This is a genomic window from Burkholderia cenocepacia, from assembly GCF_900446215.1.
Lineage (GTDB): Bacteria > Pseudomonadota > Gammaproteobacteria > Burkholderiales > Burkholderiaceae > Burkholderia > Burkholderia cenocepacia.
In genome coordinates, this window is the sequence record NZ_UAQZ01000015.1 from 335046 (window position 1) to 359994 (window position 24949).

Here is a 24949-nt window from a genome sequence, read left to right on the forward strand (position 1 = left end):
CGTCGTGCTCAGCCGGCGGTGCGGAACCGCAGCACGCCGTCGTCGCCCTGCTCGCGCACGAGTTCGCCCGCGAGCCACAGCAGGTTCAGGTGCGCGAGCGCCTCGCCGAGCGCGAACGTCATCTGGTGGATGTCGAGCTCGCGGCGGCGGAACATGATCGGCACGATGTCGGCCGCGCTCATCGGCTGCTCCGCGCACGCGACGCGCACTTCGGCCAGGCGCGCATCGTGGTGTTCGCGCAGTTGCGCGATGCGCGTGCGCACGCCGCGGAACGGCTTGCCGTGCGACGGCAGCACGAGCGTGTCGGGCGCCATCGTCTCGTAACGGCCGAGCGATTCGAGGTACAGCGCGAGCGGGTTCGCTTCCGGCTCGAGGTCGAACACCGACACGTTCGTCGAGATGCGCGGCAGCACCATGTCGCCGGAAATCAGCACGCCGTCCGCTTCGCTGTGGAGCGCGCAATGTTCAGGCGAATGGCCGAAACCGGTGACGACGCGCCATGTCCGCGCGCCGATCGTCACCGCGTCGCCTTCGCGCAGGCGCCGGTAGCGCGGCGGCACGGCCGGCACGAGGTCCGAGTAGTAGCTGCGGCGGTTGCGCAGCTTGTCGAGCGCGGCCGGATCGGTCAGGCCGTGGCGCGCGAAGTGATCGGCGGCGGCCGCGCCGCCCGCGTTCGAACCGTTGCCGGCCGCCATCAGGCAGCCGAACATATATTCGCCGAGCGTCATCCACAGTCGCACGTTCCAGCGGCCTTGGTCGCCGCCTTCGCACAGCCAGTTCGCGAGGCCGAAGTGATCGGGGTGGCAGTGCGTGACGAGCACGCGCAGCACGGGCAGGCCGTCGAGCTGCGTGTCGAAGATCTGTTCCCAGTGCGTGCGGATCGCGTCCGACGAGATCCCGCAATCGACGACCGTCCAGCCGGCCTGCCCGTCGATCTCGTCGCGCAGCAGCCAGAGATTGATGTGATCGAGCGAGAACGGCAGCGGCATGCGCAGCCAGCGCACGCCGGGCGCAACCTCGAACGTGTCGCCCGCGGCGGGCAGCGTATCGGCGAAGGGGTAGTCGAGTTGGTGTTCCAGGGCGTTCATCGGTGGGGTGTCTCGTCGTTATCGGTGCGAATGCGCGCCGACGGCGGGCGCGGCGGGCGGTGCGTCGATTCTATCGCCGTCGCGAAAAACGCGTGCCCGGCGGGCGCCGGCCCGCCAAAAAAAGTTCGTGTCAGAATCGGTTCCGTACCCGTATCTTTACGCGAAGATGCACCGAACGGCGCCGAACGGCGAGCAACACGCCGATTGACGGCCATTCGCGCGTTGCCCCGAAAGTCATTGAAACGCCGACTTGGGCGCTAAAATGGCGAGTGCTTACAGCCCCTCCCGAACGAGCCTGCACGCAATGAATCACTTCCCCAAACTGCTGTCGTCGCAGATCGGTTTCGACGTCGCGCAGACGATGCTCGAATACTTCGATCGCCATTACCGGATCTTCCGCGAAGCGGCCGTCGAAGCGAAGACGCTGTTCGAGCGCGGCGACTGGCACGGGCTGCAGCGGCTCGCACGCGAGCGGATCACGTCGTACGACGATCGCGTGAAGGAATGCGTGGAGGTGCTGGAAGACGAATACGACGCGGAGAACATCGACGACGAAGTGTGGCAGCAGATCAAGCTGCACTACATCGGCCTGCTCACGTCGCACCGCCAGCCCGAGTGCGCGGAGACCTTCTTCAATTCGGTGTGCTGCAAGATCCTGCACCGCTCGTATTTCAGCAACGACTTCATCTTCGTGCGCCCGGCGATCTCGACCGAGTACCTGGAGAACGACGAGCCGGCCGCGAAACCGACCTACCGCGCGTACTATCCGGGCACCGACGGGCTCGCGGTCACGCTCGAGCGCATCGTCACGAACTTCCAGCTCGAGCCGGCGTTCGAGGATCTCACGCGCGACATCGGCTGCGTGATGCAGGCGATCGACGACGAATTCGGCCACTTCGACGCAGCGCCGAATTTCCAGATCCACGTGCTGTCGTCGCTGTTCTTCCGCAACAAGAGCGCGTACATCATCGGCCGCATCATCAACGCCGACCGCGTGCTGCCGTTCGCGGTGCCGATCCGCCACGTGCGCCCGGGCCTGCTCGCGCTCGACACCGTGCTGCTGCGCCGCGACCTGCTGCAGATCATCTTCAGCTTCTCGCATTCGTACTTCCTCGTCGACATGGGCGTGCCGTCCGCGTACGTCGAGTTCCTCTGCACGATCATGCCGGGCAAGCCGAAGGCCGAGATCTACACGTCGGTCGGGCTGCAGAAGCAGGGCAAGAACCTGTTCTACCGCGACCTGCTGCACCACCTGTCGCATTCGAGCGACCGCTTCATCATCGCGCCCGGGATCAAGGGTCTCGTGATGCTCGTGTTCACGCTGCCGTCGTTCCCGTACGTGTTCAAGATCATCAAGGATCACTTCCCGCCGCCGAAGGAAACGACGCGCGCGCAGATCATGGAGAAGTACCAGCTCGTGAAACGCCACGACCGCCTCGGGCGGATGGCCGACACGCTCGAGTATTCGAGCGTCGCGCTGCCGCTCGCGCGGCTCGATCACGCGCTCGTGCGCGAACTCGAGAAGGAAGTGCCGTCGCTGCTCGAATACGAGGACGACAAGCTGGTCATCAAGCACCTGTACATCGAGCGCCGGATGACGCCGCTCAACCTGTACCTGCAGAACGGCAGCGACGCGGACGTCGAGCACGGCGTGAAGGAATACGGCAACGCGGTGAAGGAGCTGATGAAGGCCAACATCTTCCCCGGCGACATGCTGTACAAGAACTTCGGCGTCACGCGCCACGGCCGCGTCGTGTTCTACGACTACGACGAGATCGAATACCTGACCGACTGCAACGTGCGGCGCGTGCCGCCGCCGCGCAACGAGGAAGACGAGCTGTCCGGCGAACCGTGGTATACCGTCGGCCCGCACGATATCTTTCCGGAGACCTACGGGCCGTTCCTGCTCGGCGACCCGCGCGTGCGCAGCGTCTTCATGAAGCATCACGCGGACTTTTTCGATCCCGCGCTGTGGCAGGCGAGCAAGGACAAGCTGATGCAGGGCGAATTGCCCGATTTTTATCCGTACGACGCGACCCTGCGCTTTTGCGTGCGCTACCCCGCGCGCTTCGGCGCGACGAGCCGCAACGACGGCGAAGGCGATGCGCAGCGCGCCGCCTGACGCCGGCAACACCGAATCCGATATCGACCCGATTTCCGCCAACGGAAGCCACCCCGATGACTACCCAAGACAATCCGCTTTCACATCTGTTCGACAACAACGACGCGTGGGTCAAGCGCCAGCTCGCCGACGATCCCGATTTCTTCGCCCGGCTCGCCGACCAGCAGGCGCCGGAGTATCTGTGGATCGGCTGCTCGGATTCGCGCGTGCCGGCAAACCAGATCATCGGCCTGCCGCCGGGCGAAGTGTTCGTGCACCGCAACATCGCGAACGTCGTCGTGCACAGCGACCTGAACTGCCTGTCGGTGATCCAGTTCGCGGTCGACATCCTGCGCGTGAAGCACATCATGGTCGTCGGCCACTACGGCTGCTCGGGCGTGAACGCGGCACTGCACAACCGCCGCGTCGGCCTCGCGGACAACTGGCTGCATCACGTGCAGGACGTGCGCGAGCGCCACGCGGCGCTGCTCGACGAATGGCCGGTCGGCGAAGCGCGCTATCGCCGCCTGATCGAGCTGAATTCGATCGAACAGGTCGTCAACGTGTGCCGCACGACGATCGTCAACGACGCGTGGGCGCGCGGCCAGTCGCTGACCGTGCACGGGCTCGTGTACGGCGTGCACGACGGCCGGATGCGCAATCTCGGCATGTCCGTGTCGAACTTCGACGCGCTCGACGCAACCTACAAGCGCTGCGTGGCGGCGCTGACCGCGCGCGGCCAGCACGCGCCGGACAACGACATGGTCGCGGCGGACGCCGCACGGCTCGACGGCGTCGCGCAGGCGGTCGCCGCCACGCTGAAGCCGTGCGACGACGCGCAGTAACGTGAGGTGCGCACCGGCCGCCCGGCGGCGACTGCCGCGCGGGCGCGGCACGCATCGAACGGATCTGACACCGGCACTGCCGCGGCGGCGCCAACCCAAGGAGCGACGAGCATGAAAACCGTATTGATCGTCGGTGCATCGCGCGGCCTCGGCCGCGAATTCGTCCGGCAGTACCGGCGCGACGGCTGGAACGTGATCGCCACCGCGCGCGACGCCGCGTCGCTCGACACGCTGCGCGCGCTCGGCGCCCAAGCGCATGCGCTCGATATCGCGCAGCCCGAGCAGATCGCGGCGCTCGGCTGGAAGCTCGACGGCGAGCGGCTCGACGCGGCCGTGCTCGTGTCGGGCGTGTACGGGCCGCGCACCGAAGGCGTCGAGACGATCACCGCCGAGGATTTCGACGCGGTGATGCATACGAACGTGCGCGGGCCGATGCAGTTGCTGCCGATCCTGCTGCCGCTCGTCGAGGATGCGCGCGGCGTGCTGGCGGTCGTATCGAGCCGGATGGGCAGCATCGCCGAGGCGACCGGCACGACCGGCTGGCTGTACCGCGCGAGCAAGGCCGCGCTGAACGACGCGCTGCGCATCGCGTCGCTGCAGACGCGCCATGCCGCGTGCATTTCGCTGCATCCCGGCTGGGTACGCACCGACATGGGCGGCGCGCAGGCCGCGATCGATCCGGAAACGAGCGTGACCGGCATGCGTCGCGTCATCGCCGAATCCGGTTCGGACGTGTCTCAGGCGAACGGCCGGTTCTTCCAGTACGACGGCATCGAGCTCAGTTGGTGAGTGCGCCGACAACCCAGCGTTGTTAATTCACATTTCGCATGATTTTGAACCGACCTGACGCGTGCCCATGCGGCGGCGCGTCCCCCGCGCCCGGCAGGACGTCCGCGCCGCGCTATGCGGCCTGCTGCGGCCGCTTCATCGACGGCGGCGAGGCCGCGCCGACCGCACTCGAATTGATGCGTTCGCGGTACAGCGCGTACGTGCTCGGCGCGACCGATTACCTGCGCGCGACGTGGGCCGCGCGCACCTGCCCGCCCGATCTCGACACCGACCCCAGCGCGCCGGACGCGCCGCGCTGGCTGGGCCTCGCGGTCAAACGCCACGCGCCGCTCGACGACCGGCACGCGGAGGTCGAATTCGTGGCCCGCTACAAGGTCGGCGGACGCGCCTACCGGCTGCACGAGACGAGCCGTTTCGAGCGCGACGAGCACGGTTTCTGGCGCTATGTCGACGGCGAAGTAAGTGAACGCTGACAAATAGTTGCTGTGTCAGACGCCGGGTTATTCCCGCATTGCACAACCCGATTTTGTCGGGCTACGATGACCTCGAATTGGTCATGTTGCATGGCAGGGCTTACGGATGGCGTTCAGCAAGGTATTGGTGGGATGGATGGCGGCCTGTGCGCTGTCGGCCGCTCAGGCCGGTACGCTGCCGAGCGCCAATACGGGTGCGGGCACCAGCGGCTCGCTCGCCCATGCCGAGCACTTCGACTACGCCGACGCGAACCTGCCGCAGGTTGCCGCCGACCTCAACGAACAGATCCTCCGCATTCCGGCCGACGCGTCGGGCGCCGTCACGCTCGAGGCCACGCTGTTCAAGCCGAACGGCCCCGGCCCGTTCCCGCTCGTCGTCTTCAACCACGGTAAAAACACCGGCGATCTCCATCTGCAGCCGCGCAGCCGGCCGCTCGCGTTCGCGCGCGAATTCGTGCGCCGCGGCTATGCGGTGATCGCGCCGAATCGCCAAGGCTTCGCCGGTTCGGGCGGCACGTACCAGCAGGAAGGCTGCAACGTCGGCAAGAACGGCCTCGCGCAGGCCGCCGACGTCGACGCGACGGTGCGCTACATGTCGCGCCAGCCGTACGTCGATGCGTCGCGCATCGTCGTCGCCGGCACGTCGCACGGCGGCCTCGTGTCGGTCGCCTACGGCACCGAAGCCGCGGCGGGCGTGCGCGGCATCATCAACTTCTCCGGCGGGCTGCGCCAGGACCTGTGCGACGGCTGGCAGCGCAACCTCGTCGACGCGTTCGACCAGTACGGCGCGCATACGGCCGTGCGGTCGCTGTGGTTGTACGGCGACAACGATTCGGTGTGGACGCCCGCGCTCGTCGCGCAGATGCACGATGCGTACGTGTCGCATGGCACGCAAGCGCAGTTCATCGATTTCGGCCGCTACAAGGACGACGCACACCGGCTGATCGTCGATCGCGACGGCGTGCCCGTGTGGTGGCCGGCCGTGCACGCATTCCTCGCCGAACTGAACCTGCCGACCGCGGTGCGCTATGCGGTCGCGAACCCGCACGAGCCGAAGGCCACCGGCTATGCGTCGATCGATGCGGTCAACGCGGTGCCGTACGTCGACGAAGCCGGCCGCGAAGGCTATCGCCGCTTCCTGAACCAGCATCCGAGCCGCGCGTTCGCGGTGTCGTCGGAAGGCGCGTGGTCGTGGGCCGAAGGCGGCGACGATCCGATGGCGCTCGCGCTCGACAACTGCGCGAAGCAAGGCGCGGGCGCATGCCGGCTGTATGCGGTCAACGACCGTGTCGTGTGGAACGACAACGCGACGCAGACGGCCGACAACGGCGACGCCCCCGCCCGCGACACCGATACGCGCGCACTGGCTTCGCGCTGACGTCCGACGCGCGGCGGATCGTACGCCGCGCGCGTTTTTCGTCTTTTCCCCCGCTTCGCTTCCTTTTCTTTTCTCCTGAGCGCGTGTCCGTCGCGCGGCGCCGCCTGCCGTTCCGGCTGCCCGATTGCGTTCCGGTTCCCCCCACCGCCGCGCCGCCGCCTTTCGGTCGCGACATCGCCCCGCACGCCCGTATTGCGCTTCGATCCCCGATTTTTCGCCCGCGCACCGTGCGCCGCGCCGCGATTTTTTTCTGTCGGGGGGTGTCACTCGAACGTCGTCATTTGCGCGCATTTCGCCCGATCCGTCGCGTTCCGTTCCGAGCCCCCACGAACTGCGCCGAACTCCCGCCCGACAAGGCTTTGCGGCACTTGTAACCGCTAGTGCAACGTCCGGCGGAACACGCTAATCTCAGCGCGTTTCGTATCCCGCCGCGCGGCATCCCGTCGATGCCGCGCGGTCGTTTTACCCCCGGAGTCGCCTTGAGTACGCCAGCCACCGACGACTGGGTCGCGCGCAGCCTGCGCGCGGTCTGGCACCCCTGCACCCAGATGAAGCATCACGAGCGCCTGCCGCTCGTCCCCGTCGCGCGCGGCGCGGGCGTGTGGCTGTACGACCGTGACGGCCGCCGCTACTTCGACGCGATCAGCTCGTGGTGGGTCAACCTGTTCGGCCATGCGAACCCGGACATCAACGCGGCGCTGAAGGACCAGCTCGACACGCTCGAGCATGCGATGCTCGCCGGCTGCACGCACGCGCCCGCGATCGAGCTCGCCGAACGGCTGCACGCGCTCACCGGGCGCACGCTCGGCCATGCGTTCTTCGCGTCGGACGGCGCGTCGGCCGTCGAGATCGCGCTGAAGATGAGCTTCCACGCGTGGCGCAACCGCGGCCGCGCGAACAAGCAGGAATTCGTCTGCGTCGCGAACAGCTATCACGGCGAGACGATCGGCGCGCTCGGCGTGACCGACGTTGCGCTGTTCAAGGATGCGTACGACCCGCTGATCCGCCACGCGCACGTGGTCGCGTCGCCCGATGCGCGCGGCGCGCTGCCGGGCGAGACGGCCGCCGACGTCGCCGGCCGCGCGCTCGCGGACGTGCGGCGTCTGTTCGTCGAACGCGGCGACCGGATCGCCGCGCTGATCGTCGAGCCGCTCGTGCAGTGCGCGGCCGGCATGGCGATGCACGATCCGTCGTACGTGCGCGGGCTGCGCGCGCTGTGCGACGAATTCGGCGTGCACCTGATCGCCGACGAGATCGCGGTCGGGTGCGGACGCACCGGCACCTTCTTCGCGTGCGAGCAGGCCGGTGTCTGGCCCGATTTCATGTGCCTGTCGAAAGGGATCAGCGGCGGCTACCTGCCGCTGTCGCTGGTGCTCACGCGCGACGACGTGTTCGCGGCGTTCTACGACGACGACACGACGCGCGGCTTCCTGCACTCGCATTCGTACACCGGCAACCCGCTCGCGTGCCGCGCGGCGGTCGCGACGCTCGACCTGTTCGCGCGCGACGACGTGCTCGCGCGCAACGCCGGCAAATCGGCGACGCTGCGCGCGGCGCTCGCGCCGCTCGACGCTCATCCTCAGGTGCGCCATCTGCGCGAGCGCGGCACGCTGTTCGCGTTCGACGTCGCGCTCGACGGCGACGCGGCGCGCGGTTTCTCGCGGCGCTTCTTCGAACATGCGCTGGCGCGCGAGCTGCTGCTGCGCCCGATCGGCACGACCGTGTACCTGATGCCGCCGTACGTGATGAGCGACGACGACATCGCGTGGCTCGCGCAGCGCACGCGCGACACGCTCGACGCGACGCTGGAGGATCTCGGCCGATGAGCCTGCTCGACACCCTGCAACGCGGCCTCGCCGACCTCGACGCGCAAGGGCTGCGCCGCGTGCGCCGCATCGCCGACACCGCGTGCGACGCGCGCATGACCGTGAACGGCCGCGAGATCGTCGGCTTCGCGAGCAACGACTACCTCGGCCTCGCCGCGCATCCGGCGCTCGTCGCCGCATTCGCGGAAGGCGCGCAGCGCTACGGCTCCGGCAGCGGCGGCTCGCACCTGCTCGGCGGCCATTCGCGCGCGCACGCCAGACTGGAAGACGAACTCGCGGGCTTCGCGGGCGGCTTCTCCGACGCGCCGCGCGCGCTGTACTTCAGCACCGGCTACATGGCGAACCTCGCCGCGATGACGGCGCTCGCGGGCAAGGGCGCGACGATCTTCTCCGACGCGCTGAACCACGCGTCGCTGATCGACGGGATGCGGCTGTCGCGCGCGAACGTGCAGGTCTATCCGCACGCCGATACGGCCGCGCTCGCCGCGCTGCTCGACGCATCGGAGGCCGAAACGAAGCTGATCGTCAGCGACACCGTGTTCAGCATGGACGGCGACGTCGCGCCGCTCGCCGAACTCGTCGCGCTGGCCGAGCGCCACGGCGCGTGGCTCGTCGTCGACGATGCGCACGGCTTCGGCGTGCTCGGCCCGCAGGGGCGCGGCGCGCTCGCGGCCGCCGCGCTGCGTTCGCCGCATCTGGTGTACGTCGGCACGCTCGGCAAGGCGGCCGGCGTCGCCGGCGCGTTCGTGATCGCACACGAAACCGTGATCGAATGGCTGATCCAGCGCGCGCGCAGCTACATCTTCACGACCGCCGCGCCGCCGGCCGTCGCGCATGCGGTCTCCGCGAGCCTGAAGGTGATCGCGGGCGACGAAGGCGACGCGCGCCGCGCGCACCTCGCCGCGCTGATCGAACGCACGCGTGCGCTGCTGCGCAACACGCGCTGGCAGCCGGTCGATTCGCACACGGCCGTGCAGCCGCTCGTGATCGGCAGCAACGATGCGACGCTCGCGGCGATGCGCGCGCTCGACGCACACGGCCTGTGGGTGCCCGCGATCCGGCCGCCGACGGTGCCGGCCGGCACGTCGCGGCTGCGCGTGTCGCTGTCGGCCGCGCATTCGTTCGACGATTTCGCCAGGCTCGAAGCCGCGTTGATCGAAGCTAGCGAGGCAGCCGCATGACCGCCCCGCTCTCGCTGTTCGTCACCGGCACCGATACCGAAATCGGCAAGACCTTCGTGTCGGCCGCGATGCTGCACGGCTTCGCGCGGCACGGGCTGCGCGCGGCCGCGCTGAAGCCGGTCGCGGCCGGCGCGTATCAACGCGACGGCGTCTGGCGCAACGAGGATGCCGATCAGCTCGACGCCGCCGCGAACGTCGTGCTGCCGCCCGAGCTGCGCACGCCGTTCCTGCTGAAAGCGCCGGCCGCGCCGCACATCGTCGCTGCGCAGGAAGGCGTGACGCTCGATCTCGACACGATCGTCGCGTGCCATCGCGAAGCGCTGACGCGCGCGGACGTCGTCGTCGTCGAAGGCGTCGGCGGCTTTCGCGTGCCGCTGAACGACACGCAGGACACCGCCGATCTCGCGGTCGCGCTCGGCCTGCCCGTCGTGCTCGTCGTCGGCATCCGGCTCGGCTGCATCAGCCACGCGCTGCTGACGGCCGATGCGATTCGCCAGCGCGGGCTCGCGCTCGCGGGCTGGGTCGCGAACCACGTCGACCCGGCCATGTCGTTCGCCGACGAGAACGTCGCGACGATTCGCGACTGGCTCGCGCGCGAGCACCGCGCGCCGCTCGTCGGCCGCATCGCGCACATGACGCCGGCCGCCCCCGAATCCGCCGCGGCGATGCTCGACATCGCCGCGCTCGTCGAGTCGCTGCGCGCCGCGCGGCCTTGACCCAACCGATCCCCCAATCCCGCCCAGGACAGGAAAACGAAATGACCCAAGCCCAGACCGTCGCCGTGCAATCCGACGCGATTCCCATGGCTGCACCGGCGCCGCAGCGCTGGCGCGTCGCCGACGTCGTCGCGCTGTTCGAACTGCCGTTCAACGACCTGATGTTCCGCGCGCAGCAGGTGCATCGCGAGCACTTCGACGCGAACGCGGTGCAGCTGTCGACGCTGCTGTCGATCAAGACGGGCGGCTGCGAGGAAGATTGCGGGTACTGCTCGCAGTCGTCGCATCACGACACGGGCCTGAAGGCCGAGAAGCTGATGGACGTCGACACGGTGCTCGACGCCGCGCGCGCGGCGAAGGCGAACGGCGCGAGCCGCTTCTGCATGGGCGCCGCGTGGCGCAACCCGAAGGAGCGCCACATGCCGGCGCTGACCGAGATGGTGCGCGGCGTGAAGGAGCTCGGCCTCGAGACCTGCATGACGCTCGGCATGCTCGAAGACGAGCAGGCTCGGCAGCTCGCCGACGCGGGCCTCGACTACTACAACCACAACCTCGACACGTCGCCGGAGTTCTACGGCCAGGTGATCTCGACGCGCACCTACCAGGATCGCCTCGACACACTCGACCGCGTGCGCGACGCGGGCATCAACGTGTGCTGCGGCGGCATCATCGGGATGGGCGAATCGCGTCGCGAACGCGCGGGCCTGATCTCGCAGCTCGCGAACCTGAACCCGTATCCGGAATCGGTGCCGATCAACAACCTCGTCGCGATCGAAGGCACGCCGCTCGAAGGCACCGCGCCGCTCGATCCGTTCGAATTCGTGCGCACCATCGCGGTCGCGCGCATCACGATGCCGAAGGCCGTCGTGCGCCTGTCGGCCGGGCGCGAGCAGCTCGACGACGCGATGCAGGCGATGTGCTTCCTCGCCGGTGCGAACTCGATGTTCTACGGCGACCAGCTGCTGACGACGAGCAACCCGCAGACGCAGCGCGACCGCGCGCTGTTCGAGCGCCTCGGCATCCGCGCGAGCCAGGCCGACGCGCTGTCGGACAACGCGTAAGCGGCAACGGCCGGCGCGCCGCGCCCGCCAACGAAAAAGCCGGGGCGCGCCCCGGCTTTTTCACGCCCGCGCGCACGGCTCAGGTCGCGCCGCCCAGTGCGCGCGGCTCCATGAACGTGTGCCGGAAATAGTCGCGCACCGCGTGCATCGCGGGACTCAGCTCGATGTTCTTGCGCCACGCGAGGCCGACGCTCATCGGCGGCACCGGGTCGCGCAGCACGATCGTCTCGATGCGCCGCCCTTCGAGCGACCACGGGCGATACACCATGTCGGACAGGATCGCCACACCGCTGCCGTTCGCGACCATGCTGCGCACCGCCTCGACCGACGAGGTGCGCAGGATCACGTTCGGCCGGTACGGCGTCTCGTTCCAGTAACGCAGCGCGGTCTGCCCGGCCTCGTCCACCGTCAGCATCACGAACGGCTCGTGCGCGACCTCCGCGAACGTGACGCTCTCGCGCCGCAGCAGCGGATGATGCGCGCCGACCCACAGCCTGCGCACCGAATGGATCACCGGCTCCAGCACGAGCTCCGGATTCGACACGTTCGACGTGAGCAGCACGGCCATGTCGTAGCGGCCCGCGATCAGCCCTTCCTCGATCGACTCGCGGTTCAGCTCATGCAGGTGGATCGTCAGGCGCGGATAGAGCGTATTGAGCCGCAGCACGTGATGCGGCAGGAAGTAGCCGAGCACCGTGTAGCTCGCGGCGATCGCGAGCGTGCCGGTCAGCGTGCTTTCGAGATTCGGGATCCGCATCGCCTCGTCGACCGACGACAGGATCGTGTACGCGTGATTGAGAAAACGCCGCCCGGTATCGGTCAGCGTCACGCCCGCCGACGTGCGCACGAACAGTTGCGTGCCGAGACTGTCCTCCAGTTCCTTGATCGCGCTCGTCACGGCCGACTGCGAGATGGTGAGCTGGATCGCGGCCTGCGAGATCTGTCCGAGCTCGGCGGTCGCGACGAAGTACTTGAGCTGTCTGAGCGTCAGGGCCATGCGCGGTGGAAAACTGATGGGGGCATGGCAACCATCATATCAACCGTCCGTTGCGCGGCAATCCGGGCCCGCCCGACCCGCGCGCATCCGCCTGCCGCGGCGCCGGGCAGCCGCTTTCCGCGATATCTGAAAAATCGATACGCTCGCATATAAAAATAGAACTATTTTGACGCACCCGGCACGGCTAACCTGCGTTCAACACGGTGTCGACACGCGCTGCGACGCACGCGAGACCGGAGAACCTGGAGGAACGAACCGTATGAGGAAGCACAGTGTCGACCTGAATTCGGACATGGGCGAAGGTTTCGGCCCGTGGACGATCGGCGACGGCGTCGACGAGCAGATCATGCCGCTCATCAGCTCGGCGAACATCGCCACCGGTTTTCATGCCGGCGACCCGAACATCATGGCGCGCACGGTGCAGCTCGCGCGCGACGCCGGCGTCGGGATCGGCGCGCATCCGGGCTTTCGCGATCTGGCTGGCTTCGGTCGCCGCACGATCACCGAAACGCCGCAGGCGCTCGTCCACGACATCCTGTATCAGCTCGGCGCGCTGCGCGAGTTCGCGCGGCTCAACGGCGTGAGCCTGCAGCACGTCAAGCCGCACGGCGCGCTCTACATGCACGCGGCGGCCAACGAGGCGTTCTCGCGGCTGCTGATCGAGACGCTGCAGCGCGTCGATCCCGGCCTGTGGCTGTACTGCATGGAAGCGTCGGTCACGTATCGCGTGGCGCGGGAGTACGAACAGCCGGTGATCCGCGAGTTCTACGCCGATCGCGACTACGACCGCAGCGGCTCCATCGTGTTCACGCGCCGCGTCGGGCGCCTCGACCCGCAGCAGGTGGCCGACAAGGTGCTGCGTGCGTGCATCGACGGCAAGGTGCGCACGATCGACGGCGACGACATCGACATCGATTTCGATTCGGTCTGCATCCACAGCGACACGCCCGGCGCGCTCGAACTCGTGCGCGAAACGCGCGACGCGCTGGTCCGCGAAGGCATCCGGACCGCCGGCCCGCAACCGCTCGCCGCTCATCACTGAACCCGATTCAAGGAGACGCAAGATGGCATTGCACGACATCGTCAGCCCGCTGCCGGGCACGTTCTACCGACGCCCGTCGCCCGAGGCGGACTACTACGTCGCGGTGAATGCGACGGTCGCGGCCGGCGCGGTGGTCGGCCTCGTCGAAGTGATGAAGCAGTTCACCGAGATCGAAGCCGATGCGGCGGGCCGCGTCGTCGAGCTGCTCGTCGACGATGGCGAGCCGGTCGACGCCGGCCAGGTGCTGATGCGGATCGAGGGGTGATGCGATGAAACCGGCAAACGCCCCCGACACCTTCTATCGACCGTCGCGGATCAAGACCGTGCTGGTCGCGAACCGCGGCGAAATCGCGGTGCGCGTGATCCGCGCGGCACGCGAGCTCGGCATGCGCGCGGTCGCCGTGGTCAGCGACGCGGACCGCGACAGCCTCGCCGCGCGCATGGCCGACGAAGCGATCCACATCGGGTCGTCGCATGCGGCGAAGAGCTATCTGAATCCGGCCGCGATCCTCGACGCCGCGCGGCAATGCGGCGCGGACGCGATCCATCCGGGCTACGGCTTCCTGTCCGAGAGCGCGGCGTTCGCCGCGCAGGTCGAGGCGGCTGGGCTGATCTTCGTCGGCCCGGCCGCGCAGGTGATCGCGACGATGGGCGACAAGGCGCGCGCCCGCGACACCGCGCGGCGTGCCAATGTGCCGACCGTGCCCGGCAGCGACGGTGTCGTGCAGTCGCTCGACGAGGCGCGGGAAGTCGCCGCGCGCATCGGCTATCCGATCATGATCAAGGCGGCCGCGGGCGGCGGCGGACGCGGCATCCGCGTCGCGCGCGACGCCGCGCAGCTCGACGCCGAACTGCCGCTCGCGCAGCGCGAGGCGCAGGCCGCGTTCGGCGACGGCGGCGTCTATCTCGAACGCTTCATCGCGCGGGCGCGGCACATCGAGGTGCAGGTGCTCGGCGACGGCCGCGACGTCGTCCACCTGTTCGAGCGCGAATGCTCGCTGCAGCGGCGCCGCCAGAAGATCCTCGAGGAAGCGCCGTCGCCGTCGCTCACGCCGGCGCAGCGCGACGCGCTGTGCGCGTCGGCCACGCGCCTCGCGCGCGAGGTCGGCTACCGCAGCGCGGGCACGCTCGAATACCTGTTCGACGATGCGCGCGGCGAGTTCTACTTCATCGAGATGAACACGCGCATCCAGGTCGAGCATCCGGTGACCGAGGCGATCACCGGCATCGATCTCGTGCGCGAAACGCTGCGCATCGCCGACGGCGAGCCGCTGCGGTTCGCGCAAGCCGACATCGCGATGCGCGGCGCCGCGCTCGAATGCCGGATCAACGCGGAAGATCCGCTGCAGGATTTCCGCCCGAATCCGGGCCGGATCGACGCACTGGTGTGGCCGACCGGCCCCGGCGTGCGCGTCGATTCGCTGCTCTACCCGGGCTACGTCGTGCCGCCGTTCTACGATTCGCTGCTCGCGAAGCTGATCGTGCACGACGAGAGCCGCGCGGCCGCATTGCGGCGTCTGTCTCGCGCGCTCGGCGAGCTGCAGGTCGGCGGCCTGAAGACCACCGCGCCGCTGCACGTCGCGCTGCTCGCGGACGACGACGTGCGCGCGGGCCGCTATCACACGAATTTTCTCGAAGCGTGGATGCCGTCATGGCGCGAGGCCGCGACGGCCGCCGCCCGGCAGCACGAAACCGCGGACGCCGCGCGCGTCGGGGAGGCCCTGTGACGACCCGTTATACGTTCGGCGGCGACGAATTCGTGTTCGTCGAGATCAGCGAGGCGATGTCGCTCGACGCCTTCTTCAAGGGCACGGCGATCACGCGCGAACTGCAGCGGCGCGCGGTGCCGGGCATCACCGAGATCTGTCCGGCGAACGCGTCCTACCAGGTGCGCTACGACCCGGACGTGATCGAGCCCGACACGCTCGTCGCGCTGCTCAAGGCGATCGAGGCCGAGGTCGGCGACGCGCCGCTCGAACTCGATACCCGCATCGTCGAGGTGCCGGTGCTGTACAACGACCCGTGGACGCACGAGACGCTGATGCGGTTTCGCGAGCGTCACCAGGACCCGTCGTCGACCGACCTCGAATATGCGGCGCGGATCAACGGCAAGCGCGACGTCGACGACTTCATCGCCGCGCACTCGGGCTCGCCGTGGTTCGTGTCGATGGTCGGCTTCGTCGCGGGCCTGCCGTTCATGTACCAGATGGTCGAGCGCGCACGGCAGCTCGAAGTACCGAAATACCTGCGGCCGCGCACCGACACGCCGAAGCTGACGGTCGGCCACGGCGGCTGCTTCGGTTGCATCTACTCGGTGCGCGGCGCGGGCGGCTACCAGATGTTCGGCGTGACGCCGGCGCCGATCTTCGATCCCGCGCAGCGGCTCGACTACCTGCGCGATTTCATGGTGTTCTTCCGGCCCGGCGACATCGTGAAATTCCAGCCGATCGATCGCGACGCCTATGACGCCGCGGCGGCGGCCGTCGAAGCGGGTACCTTCTCGCTGCGCGTGCGCCCCGTGAAATTCTCGCTCGACGCGTTCCGGCGCGATCCCGATGCGGTCAACCGTTCTCTCGTCGAGGTGCTGCATGCCCGCTGACGCGCACAACCTGATCGAGGTCGTGAAACCCGGCCTCGCGACGTCGGTCCAGGATACGGGCCGGCAAGGCTACTACCACGTCGGCATCCCGCCGTCGGGCTCGCTCGACCAGTACGCGTCGCGCGCGGCAAACCTGCTGGTCGGCAATCCGGAACAGGCGGCCGTGCTCGAATGCACGCTGCTCGGCCCGGAGCTGCTGTTCCATGCGGACGCGCTGGTCGCCGTCACTGGCGCCGAGATGACCCCGAAGATCGACGGCGTCGGGCAGCGCTGCAACGTCGCGCTGTGGATTCGCGCGGGCAGCGTGCTGTCGTTCGCCTACGTGAAGGGCGGCGCCCGCGCGTACCTGGCCGTCGCGGGTGGCATCGACGTGCCGGTCGTGCTCGGCAGCCGCTCGACCTACACGCTCGGCGCGATCGGCGGCCACGCGGGCCGGCGCCTGCAGAAAGGCGACCGTTTGCCGATCGGCGCGGCGCGCGGCACGCTTCGCGAAGGGCGCGAACTGCCGGCGTCGGTCAGCCGGCCGCTGGACAGCCAGGTCGAACTGCGCGTGCTGCCGGGGCTGTACCACTACCGGCTCACCGACGCGTCGGCGCACACGTTCTTCGATGACGAATGGACGGTCGCGCCCGAGGCGGACCGCATCGGCTACCGCTACAAGAACGGCCGGCCGCTGCAGTTCCGGCCGCGCGAGCAGCCGTTCGGCGCCGGGGCCGATCCGTCGAACATCGTCGACGCGTGCTATCCGATCGGCTCGATCCAGGTGCCGGCCGGGGTCGAGCCGATCATCCTGCATCGCGATGCGGTGTCGGGCGGCGGCTACGCGACGATCGGCACGGTCATCAGCGCCGACATGGACCTGATCGGCCAGATGCAGCCGAACCATCGCGCACGCTTCGTGCGCGTGACGATGGCCGACGCGCTCGCCGCGCGCCGCGAGTACCAGCGGCGCCTCGCGCTGCTGCGCGCCGTACTGAAGGACTGAGCGCCACGCGCCCGGCCGTCGCGCCGGGCGCCGTGCGCCGCCCTCCGTTTTCATCCTTCGCTTCCGTTTCCCGTCCGTGCGGCCGCGCGCGGCGCGGCGGGGACGCCTGCGCGCCGTTTTCGCCGGACCGGTTGCCCGCCCCGACGTCGGGGCAACCCCGCGGCTCGCATGGGCCGCGGCCCAGACGTCGTCCGCTGTTTCGCTCATCGAGGAGCACGCTCATGGCCAACCTGGCTCAGGCCCGCACCGACGAGGATCTCGACCTGTCGACGCTCGCCATTCCCGATCACGCACGCATGCCGCCCTTTGCGCTGACGATGGCGTGGTGGGCCGTCTGCAGCGCGGTGTTCTACATCGTCGTCGGCGCGACGCTCGCGCTCACCTACGGCGCGCGCAACGCGCTGATCGGGATGGCGCTGTCGGTCGTCTCGTACGGCATCGTCAATTCGATCATCAGCCGCTACGCGATCCGTACCGGCCTGTCGGTCGCGCTGTTCTCGCGCGTGCTATTCGGCAGCGCGGGCGCGGCGCTCGCGACGCTGATCTTCTTCGCGACGGCGATCTACTACGCGGTGTTCGAGGGCTCGGTGATCGCGGTCGCCGCGCATCACCAGTTTCCGGCGCTCGACTACAAGTGGGCCGCGCTGATCGTCGTCTGCTACAGCGTGCCGCTCGTGTTCGGCAGCGTGCAGCACTGGCTCGACAAGTTCAACGGCGTGCTGCTGCCGTTCTACCTGTTCGGGTTGCTCGCGGCGGTCGGGCTCGCGACGGCCGAGTACGGCTATCACGCCGCGTGGCTCGATTTCGGGCCGGCGGGCGGCGCCCCGGCCGGCGGCTGGTGGCAGTGCTTCGTCTACTACATGGGCGTATGGGTGCTGATGATGTTCACGTTCGACTACGCGCGCTTCGGCCGCAAGGCCGACGCCCGCTATCACGGCCGCTTCAACTTCGGGATGCCGTTCTACCTCGTCACGTTCCTCGTCAACGGCGCGGCCGGCATCTATCTCGTCAGCACGATTCCCGGGCTCGGCACGCTGTCGGAAGTGTCGGTCGTGCTCGCGCTGCTGAAGCTGATGGGCGTGTGGGGGCTGCTGTTCGTGTGGGTCACGCAGTCGCGCATCAATACCGCGAACTACTACCTCGCGACCGTCAACATGCAGGCGTTCTTCCAGAAGGTCGCGGGGCTGCGCGCGCCGAAATTCGTGTGGGCGGTCGTGGTCGGCGCGGTCGTCTATGCGCTGATGATGGCCGACATCTTCTCGCGGATCCTGCAAGCGCTCGCGTACCAGGGCATCTTCGTCGTCGCGTGGGTCGGCGTCGCGCTCGCGCACATCCTGTCGGCGCGCTACGGGCAGCTCGTCGGCGACGACGTCGAATGCCGCGACGCGCACGTGCCGGTGTTCAATCCGGGCGGCCTGACCGCGTGGTTCGCGGGCGCGTTCGCGGGGCTCGCGCTGAACCAGGCGACCGGGTTCGCCGCGTCGCTGTCGGCGCCGGCCACCTTCGTCGTGTCGTGGCTCGTCTATCGCGCGCTGCTCGGCACCGCGAAGCGGACCTGGTTCGTGCGCAACACGTGACGCGCCGCGGCTCGGGCGCCGGCCCTAGCCGATCGTCTGCACCGGATGGCCCTGCGCGTCGCGGATCACCGTCGGCTCGACCCGCCAGCGCACGCCGTCGAGCCCGTCGATCGCATACTCGCCGGCGCGCGGCTTCAGCGTGCGCGCCAGCGCCTGCACCGTCGCGTCGGTGAGCCGCAGCGTCAGCGTGCCGTCTTCGTCGCTCACGCCGTTCGCGTCGCCGCGCACGAACCGCACCGCGCCGTCGTGACCGACGAGGCGAAACGGCCGGTCGAACGGCAGCCGCAGCGGCAGTAGCGTGACGAGTTCGTCGACCTGCCGCGCGCCGACGGTGATCTCGATCACCGGCGCGCGCAGCAGCCGCTTGCGGGTGCCCCAGCCGAGCACGTCGGTGAACAGGTAACCGCTCGCCGAGCCGTCGCGCTGCGTGCCCGCGTCGACCTGCTCGCGCACGTCCGCGCGTTCGAGCAGCGACGCGCGGCCGAGATCGGTCACCCACAGCGGCATGTGCGGCAGCAGCGTGTCGAGCAGCGCACGCGTGCGCCAGCGCTTCGCGGCGCGTTCCTCGTCGAGCGTCAGCCCGACGACCTGCAGGAACGCGAGACGGCCGTGCGGCGTGTCGATCGCCGGCAGCTCCGGATCGAACGCGAAGCCCATCGAGCAGAGCGCCGTATCGGTATCGAGCGCGATCGGGCCGTTGGCCGTCATCCAGTGGCCGTCGTCGAACGCGTTGCCGCTCTGGAACACGTAGCGCGCGAGATTCTGCAGGAAGCTGAACACCCAGCGCGGCGGCTCGTCGTCGCCAGCCACGCACGCGACGCGCATCGTCAGCTCGAAGCCGAAGCCGCTGACGGCCGGATCGTCCGACTCCTTCGCATACAGCTCGCTCAGCCCGTACGTGACGAAATGCCAGTGCGGCACGGGCGCTGCGCGCCGCCACACGCTGATCCCGTCGAGCGGATCAGGGCCGCCGAGCCGCCACTTGACCAACGTGCCGTAGTGCTTCGGCTCCTGGCCCGGATAAAGGCGCGCGAGCGCGGCGTCGATCGCGTCCCACCCGGGCGCGGCATCGTCGTCCGCGCCGTCGTGCGTGTCGTGCGTGGCGTCCGTCATGTGGCCCGCTCTCCCCGATGATGTCGTGTCGTGTTTGTGTCGTGCGGTGTCGGGACGTGCGTCACACGTGCGACGCCGCGCCGTCGAGCGCCGCGCGCACGCGCTCGACGCGTTGCCCGTCGACGGGCGCCAGCACCTCGCCGCGCGGCCGCACGCCCGAGCCGAAATGCACCGCACGCACGCCGGTGGCGCGGACGAAATCGCCGACCGCGTCGATCGTGAGCCCCGAGCCGGCCAGCACCGTGCAGGTCGTGCCCGCCGCCTGCCGCACGAGCCGCGTGATCGTCGCAACCGCATCGAGCACCGACGGATGACCGCCCGACGTCAGCACGGACGTAACGGCCGGCACGCGCAGCAGCGCGTCGAACGCGGCGTTCAGATCGCGCGCGACGTCGAACGCGCGGTGAAACGTGAGCGCGCGCCCGTCCGTGGCGGCCGCGATCCGGGCCAGCGCGCCGAGATCGACGTCGCCGCGCGGGTCGAGCGCGCCGAACACGACGCCGTTCGCGCCGGCCGCGACGGCCGCGCGCACGTCGCGCTCGATCACGCGCAGGTCGTCGGCGTCATAGACGAACGAGCGGCTGTGCGGACGCACGATCACGTTGACCGGAATCGGCACGGCGGCCACGACGGCCTCAATCAGGCCGACGCTCGGCGTCAGCCCGCCTTCGGTGATCGCGGTCACGAGTTCGAGGCGGTCGGCGCCCGCGCGGGCGGCGGCCTGGGCATCGCCGACGGTCGTGGCGATCACTTCGAGGAGGACGGAAGAAGCGGCATGTCGGTTCATGGGCGGCCCGCGAATCGTCTGGATAATTCGCGCATCCTAGCCGAGCCGCGTGACGGACGCCAGCGTGCCGGCGGCCGCGTATTTCAGTCGCGCATTTCAGCCATGTCCTTCAGCCGCGCCGCACGAGCCAGACGCCGACGAGCGCGGACAACGCCGTCACCGCGGTGCCGGACACGAACCGGAACATGCGCGCGTCGAAGTACGCGCCCTGCTGCTGCATCATGTCGACGATCGCCGGTGTGAGCAGGAGCATTCCCCAGCCGATCATCCCGAGCGCGGTGGTCGCGGCCGCGGCCAGCAGCGTGATGCCCGCGCCGCGCGCACGCGGCCGGAATGCGCCGGCAAACGCGCCCGCAGCCAGCAGCACGGCCGACGCCGTGAACAACACGGCGACGAATACGACCGTCACACCCGCCTGCCCGACTTTCAGGAACGCGGCCATCTGCGCGGCCATCACGCCGAAGCCGGCGATCGTGAACAGCACGATCGCCAGCGCGTTGCGCACGACGTTCACGCGAGGGCGTGCCGGAAATACGCGGTCGCGGGACGCCGGAACAGCAGGTAGATGAACAGCGCGAACAGCAGGAAGCCGGGGATCAGCACCGCGAACATCGACTTCGGCATGTTGATGAACGAAAACGCGAAGCCGAACACCGACGTCGCGACGTAGGCCTTGCGCGACCACTCGCGCCCCTTGAGGATCGCGATGCCGATCACGACGTTCGCGGCTTCGATGATCACGCTGATGCCGAGCGTCGCCCAGACGGGCAGCAGGTAGTGCGACAGCAGCGCCTGGGTGGTCGGCATGCCGATCGAGAACGGCGTATACACGCAGGTGATCGCGTTGGTCACGATGATGACCCACGCGAGGATGGTCAGCGAAATCGGTCGTTTCATGGTTTTTTTCCTTTTTTATTCGCCGCCATGGTGGCCCCCGGGACGGCGCGCGCGGTCACGATGGCCGCGGTCGCGCCATTGTCGGGGAAGCCCGCGATGAACGCAACGGCCGCCCCGCGCCCCGCTCGCTGCTCATCGCATGCGCGCCGTGCGTCGCTACGCGACTGGCGCGTCGTCGTCGACCCAGTCGATGTCGCCGCACAGCACGCGCTGCGCATCGCCGACGCGCACGGCCACCGACAGCGTCACGCACGGCTGCGCCTCGTTGATCGACAGGTACGGCCGCGTGACCTGCACGCGCCCCGGCTCGGCGATCGCCGAGCGGAAATACGGCCGGCGCAGCCAGTTCGCGCCCTGCGCGTCCGCCAGCGGCGAAAAGCGCGCCTCGGCCAGCGCGCGATCCGCGCGCAGCACGACGTTGCGGCCCGACTGCCGGCCCTGCGCATCGAGCAGAAAACAGCGCGCGGCCGCGTCGAGCGCGAGGAAGTTCCAGCACACCTCGTCGAGCGGCTCGCCGGCCTCGAGGCGCTCGGCCGCCCGTTCGAACGCGCGCAGGTACGGCGCGAGCCGCTGCGTGTCGCGCCGCTCGCGCGCTTCGGTCTGCTGACGAAAGCGCTCGGTCAGCTCGCCGATGCAGCCGGTCGCGGCCGCGCTGTCGGGCAGCCCCGGCGCCGGCCGGCCGAAGTAGTAGCCCTGCACGAAATCGGCCTCGCACGACAGCGCGATCTGCGCTTCGTGCTCGGTCTCGATCCCTTCGACGAGCACCAGCTTGCCGGCCTCGTGCAACAGCGTCACGAGCCCGTGCAGGATCGCGGTCAGTCCCGTGCGATGTGCCGCATGCGACAGCATGATCCGGTCGAGCTTCACGATGTCCGGGTTCAGCTGCCAGATCCGCTCGAGGTTCGAATGGCCCGCGCCGAAATCGTCGAGCGCGATCAGGAAACCCTGCGTGCGGAACGCGCGCACGGCCTCCGCGAGCCGCTCGACGTCCTCCGCGCGCTGTTCGAGCACTTCGAGCACGATGCGCCGCGGCGGCATGCCGAGCCGCTTCAGGTTCGCGAGCAGCGCGGCCGCCTGGAACGGGTCGGTGAGCACGCCCGGATGGACGTTGAGAAACAGCCACTCGCGCTCGGCGCCGAGCAGCGCGAAGTTCTCCAGATGCAGCGCCTGCGCGAGCCGGTCGAGCTGCAGCAGTTCGCCCTGGCGCGCGGCTTCGCCGAACACGTCGAGCGGCGACACGGCGCGGTCGAGCGCATCGTGCGCGCGCAGCAGCGCCTCGTAGCCGACCGCACGCTGGTGCGACAGGCTGAATATCGGCTGGAACACGGTCGTGAGCGTCAGGTCGCGGTGCTGCGTCGCCAGCCGTTCGAAGCCGGAGCTCATCTCCCGCTCGAACCGGTACGGCGACGCGGCGGCCGGACGCTCCTGTTGCACGATCGTCATGCCCTTCTCCTGGTGATGCACTCGAACGCGCCGTCCGGCGTCACGGACGACGACCGGGACGGCGCGCGCAATGTCATGGTTGGACCCTCGGTTGCCCGGCGCGGGCCGGGCGGCTGCTCTCCCTCAAGCAAGCTCCGTGCAAGGTGCGCATGAGCCGTGCGCCGCAGGGTCGCGCCGGGCTGCCGCACCACCGTGGCGCGCCGTCGATGCACCATTTCCGTGCGCACGCACCGCCCGTTCGAGCGCATCCGTCACGTCGGCACGCTACACTCCGTACGATCGTTTCATTCTGCCTATCCGCCGTATCGATGGAAATCGTCTTCACCGTCCTCATTCTGCTGCTGACCGTCGCGCTGTCCGGCGCCGTCACGCGCCTCCTGCCGTTGCAACTGCCGCTGCCGCTGATGCAGATCGCGTTCGGCGCGATGCTCGCGTGGCCGAAGCTGAACCTGCACGTCACGTTCGATCCCGAGATCTTCATGCTGCTGTTCATTCCGCCGCTGCTGTTCGCGGACGGCTGGCGGATTCCGAAACGCGAGCTATACCTGCAGCGCCGCGCGATCCTGATGCTCGCGTTCGGGCTCGTGTTCATGACGGTACTCGCAGTGGGCTACTTCGCCCACTGGCTGATTCCCGAGTTGCCGCTGCCGATCGCGTTCGCGCTCGCGGCCGTGCTGTCGCCGACCGATGCGGTCGCGCTGTCGGGCATCGCCGGCAAGGGTCGCATCCCGCCGCAACTGATGCACATCCTCGAAGGCGAGGCGCTGATGAACGACGCGTCGGGCCTCGTCGCGCTGAAGTTCGCGATCGCGGCCGCGCTGACCGGCGTGTTCTCGCTGCGCGCCGCGTCGGTCACGTTCGTGATCGTCGCGGCCGGCGGGCTCGCGACGGGCGCGATCGTGTCCTGGCTGTTCAGCGCGCTGTCGACACGCTTCCTGAACGCCGAACAGGAAGGCGACCCGGCGCCCGGCATCGTGATGACGCTGCTGGTGCCGTTCGCGGCCTACCTGTTCGCCGAGCACCTCGACCTGTCGGGCGTGCTCGCGGCCGTGTCGGCCGGGATGATGATGAATTACACGAGCTTCTCGCGCAAAAGCACCGTCGCGTCGCGCGTGCGCGCCGAAAGCACGTGGGCGATGATCGAGTTCGTGTTCAACGGCATGGTGTTCATCATGCTCGGGCTGCAGTTGCCGCACATCATCGGCCGCGCGCTCGTCGACGCGCACCATACGAGCGACGCGCTGGTCGGCCGCATGATCTTCAACGTGTGCGCGATGATGCTCGCGCTGTATGCGATCCGCTTCCTGTGGGTATGGCTGCTGCGCTGGTTCGCGAGCCGCCGCGCCGCGCGCCAGGGCCTCGCCGGCACGATGGCCGGCGTGCGCACGATCGCGGTGATGACGGTCGGCGGCGTGCGCGGCGCGGTCACGCTCGCCGGCGTGCTGTCGATCCCGGTCGCGCTGTCCGACGGCGCGCCGCTGCCCGGCCGCGACACCGCGATCTTCATCGCGTCGGCCGTGATCCTCGGCTCGCTGATCGTCGCGGTGATCGGCCTGCCGCTGCTGCTGCGCGGCGTGCGCTCGTCGCGCAACCCGCTCGGCGACGAGGAGCGCATCGCGCGCTCGGCCGCCGCGCAGGCCGCGATCCGCGCGATCGATTCGTCGCACGACGCGATTTCGGCCGATCTCGACGAATCGGGCGCGGCGCGCTGCGCGGACATCTCCGCACGCGTGATGGACCAGTATCGCCGCCGGCTCGCCGCGCTGGCCGAGGACGGCCCCACGCCGCGCGCGGAAGCGAAGCAGGCCGAAACGATGGAGCTGCAGATGCGGATCGCGGCCGTGCGCGCGGAGCGCTCGGCGCTGTACCGGCTGCGCAGCGACAGCAAGATTTCCGACGAGACGCTGACGAAGCTGATTCGCGAGATCGACCTGTCGGAAACCGCGCTGTCGACGCGCAAGAAAGGCATTCTTTGACGGGCCTGCAACGGCCTGCGCGCGGCAACCGGCATGCATGAAAAAACGGCGACGCACCCGCGTCGCCGTTTTCGC

23 protein-coding genes are annotated in these 24949 nt (G+C 69.1%); 16 read left to right on the plus strand and 7 right to left on the minus strand.

What is annotated here, in order from left to right:
- Positions 1 to 8: 8 nt before the first annotated feature.
- Positions 9 to 1088 (minus strand): MBL fold metallo-hydrolase, encoded by a 1080-nt coding sequence (locus tag DTA15_RS31260; protein ID WP_006483650.1) that lies wholly within the window; start codon positions 1086 to 1088, stop codon positions 9 to 11.
- A gap of 304 nt (positions 1089 to 1392) precedes the next feature.
- Here DTA15_RS31260 and aceK point away from each other — a divergent pair, with 304 nt between their 5' ends.
- The 9 genes from aceK to bioB all read left to right on the plus strand — a co-directional run bounded on the left by aceK (position 1393) and on the right by bioB (position 11458).
- On the plus strand, positions 1393 to 3210 hold the full coding sequence (aceK, locus tag DTA15_RS31270) for a bifunctional isocitrate dehydrogenase kinase/phosphatase (RefSeq protein WP_006483652.1): 1818 nt from the start codon (positions 1393 to 1395) through the stop codon (positions 3208 to 3210).
- Positions 3211 to 3266: 56 nt separating this feature from the next.
- Positions 3267 to 4034 carry a carbonate dehydratase gene (gene can / locus DTA15_RS31275; RefSeq protein ID WP_006493618.1) on the plus strand — a complete coding sequence of 256 codons (768 nt, stop codon included), beginning with the start codon at positions 3267 to 3269 and terminating at the stop codon, positions 4032 to 4034.
- A 111-nt stretch (positions 4035 to 4145) separates the two neighbouring features.
- Positions 4146 to 4823, plus strand: coding sequence for an SDR family oxidoreductase (locus DTA15_RS31280; protein ID WP_006487603.1), 678 nt, complete (start codon positions 4146 to 4148; stop codon positions 4821 to 4823).
- 38 nt (positions 4824 to 4861) lie between these two features.
- Positions 4862 to 5296 (plus strand): YchJ family protein, encoded by a 435-nt coding sequence (locus tag DTA15_RS31285; protein ID WP_006487607.1) that lies wholly within the window; start codon positions 4862 to 4864, stop codon positions 5294 to 5296.
- Between the two features lie 106 nt (positions 5297 to 5402).
- On the plus strand, positions 5403 to 6674 hold the full coding sequence (locus tag DTA15_RS31290; protein WP_006487605.1) for a dienelactone hydrolase family protein: 1272 nt from the start codon (positions 5403 to 5405) through the stop codon (positions 6672 to 6674).
- A 479-nt stretch (positions 6675 to 7153) separates the two neighbouring features.
- Entirely contained in the window at positions 7154 to 8500 is a 1347-nt protein-coding gene (bioA, locus tag DTA15_RS31295; protein ID WP_012492369.1) for an adenosylmethionine--8-amino-7-oxononanoate transaminase, read from the plus strand.
- Positions 8497 to 9681 carry an 8-amino-7-oxononanoate synthase gene (gene bioF, locus DTA15_RS31300; RefSeq protein ID WP_006483473.1) on the plus strand — a complete coding sequence of 395 codons (1185 nt, stop codon included), beginning with the start codon at positions 8497 to 8499 and terminating at the stop codon, positions 9679 to 9681. Before bioA ends, bioF begins: the two co-directional genes overlap by 4 nt.
- Entirely contained in the window at positions 9678 to 10397 is a 720-nt protein-coding gene (bioD, locus tag DTA15_RS31305; RefSeq protein ID WP_006483466.1) for a dethiobiotin synthase, read from the plus strand. The genes bioF and bioD overlap by 4 nt, the downstream gene beginning before the upstream one ends.
- Before the next feature lie 41 nt (positions 10398 to 10438).
- Complete coding sequence (bioB, locus tag DTA15_RS31310; RefSeq protein ID WP_006483467.1) at positions 10439 to 11458, plus strand: biotin synthase BioB; 1020 nt, start codon at positions 10439 to 10441, stop codon at positions 11456 to 11458.
- Between the two features lie 79 nt (positions 11459 to 11537).
- On the opposite strand, the gene DTA15_RS31315 is transcribed toward bioB, so the two are convergent.
- Positions 11538 to 12455 (minus strand): LysR family transcriptional regulator, encoded by a 918-nt coding sequence (locus DTA15_RS31315; protein WP_006483476.1) that lies wholly within the window; start codon positions 12453 to 12455, stop codon positions 11538 to 11540.
- Between the two features lie 259 nt (positions 12456 to 12714).
- On the opposite strand from DTA15_RS31315, the gene DTA15_RS31320 reads away from it, so the two are divergent.
- The 6 genes from DTA15_RS31320 (at position 12715) to DTA15_RS31345 (ending at position 18658) form a co-directional block, all read left to right on the plus strand.
- Positions 12715 to 13497: a 5-oxoprolinase subunit PxpA gene (locus DTA15_RS31320; RefSeq protein ID WP_006483471.1), complete on the plus strand. Its 783-nt coding sequence runs from the start codon at positions 12715 to 12717 to the stop codon at positions 13495 to 13497.
- 22 nt (positions 13498 to 13519) lie between these two features.
- Entirely contained in the window at positions 13520 to 13762 is a 243-nt protein-coding gene (locus DTA15_RS31325) for an acetyl-CoA carboxylase (RefSeq protein WP_006483474.1), read from the plus strand.
- Positions 13763 to 13766: 4 nt separating this feature from the next.
- Complete coding sequence (locus DTA15_RS31330) at positions 13767 to 15224, plus strand: acetyl-CoA carboxylase biotin carboxylase subunit (RefSeq protein WP_006483475.1); 1458 nt, start codon at positions 13767 to 13769, stop codon at positions 15222 to 15224.
- A complete protein-coding gene (locus DTA15_RS31335; RefSeq protein ID WP_006483469.1) occupies positions 15221 to 16096 on the plus strand; it encodes a 5-oxoprolinase subunit B family protein in 876 nt (291 codons plus the stop codon). The genes DTA15_RS31330 and DTA15_RS31335 overlap by 4 nt, the downstream gene beginning before the upstream one ends.
- Positions 16086 to 17081, plus strand: coding sequence for a 5-oxoprolinase subunit C family protein (locus DTA15_RS31340; protein WP_006483468.1), 996 nt, complete (start codon positions 16086 to 16088; stop codon positions 17079 to 17081). The genes DTA15_RS31335 and DTA15_RS31340 overlap by 11 nt, the downstream gene beginning before the upstream one ends.
- Positions 17082 to 17302: 221 nt before the next feature.
- The gene (locus tag DTA15_RS31345) at positions 17303 to 18658 is read left to right on the plus strand and encodes a purine-cytosine permease family protein (RefSeq protein WP_006484074.1); all 1356 of its coding nucleotides are present in this window, start codon (positions 17303 to 17305) and stop codon (positions 18656 to 18658) included.
- Between the two features lie 24 nt (positions 18659 to 18682).
- Here DTA15_RS31345 and DTA15_RS31350 read toward each other — a convergent pair whose 3' ends face one another.
- The 5 genes from DTA15_RS31350 to DTA15_RS31370 all read right to left on the minus strand — a co-directional run bounded on the left by DTA15_RS31350 (position 18683) and on the right by DTA15_RS31370 (position 22898).
- Positions 18683 to 19771, minus strand: coding sequence for a suppressor of fused domain protein (locus DTA15_RS31350; RefSeq protein ID WP_006484078.1), 1089 nt, complete (start codon positions 19769 to 19771; stop codon positions 18683 to 18685).
- 61 nt (positions 19772 to 19832) lie between these two features.
- The gene (locus DTA15_RS31355) at positions 19833 to 20558 is read right to left on the minus strand and encodes a copper homeostasis protein CutC (RefSeq protein ID WP_006484068.1); all 726 of its coding nucleotides are present in this window, start codon (positions 20556 to 20558) and stop codon (positions 19833 to 19835) included.
- A gap of 109 nt (positions 20559 to 20667) precedes the next feature.
- Positions 20668 to 21072: a hypothetical protein gene (locus DTA15_RS31360; RefSeq protein WP_006484079.1), complete on the minus strand. Its 405-nt coding sequence runs from the start codon at positions 21070 to 21072 to the stop codon at positions 20668 to 20670.
- Entirely contained in the window at positions 21069 to 21455 is a 387-nt protein-coding gene (locus DTA15_RS31365; RefSeq protein ID WP_006484062.1) for a hypothetical protein, read from the minus strand. The genes DTA15_RS31360 and DTA15_RS31365 overlap by 4 nt, the downstream gene beginning before the upstream one ends.
- A 156-nt stretch (positions 21456 to 21611) precedes the next feature.
- A complete protein-coding gene (locus DTA15_RS31370; RefSeq protein ID WP_006484063.1) occupies positions 21612 to 22898 on the minus strand; it encodes a sensor domain-containing phosphodiesterase in 1287 nt (428 codons plus the stop codon).
- Positions 22899 to 23206: 308 nt separating this feature from the next.
- Here DTA15_RS31370 and DTA15_RS31375 point away from each other — a divergent pair, with 308 nt between their 5' ends.
- Positions 23207 to 24874 (plus strand): Na+/H+ antiporter, encoded by a 1668-nt coding sequence (locus DTA15_RS31375; protein WP_006484076.1) that lies wholly within the window; start codon positions 23207 to 23209, stop codon positions 24872 to 24874.
- The last annotated feature ends 75 nt before the right edge of the window (positions 24875 to 24949 follow it).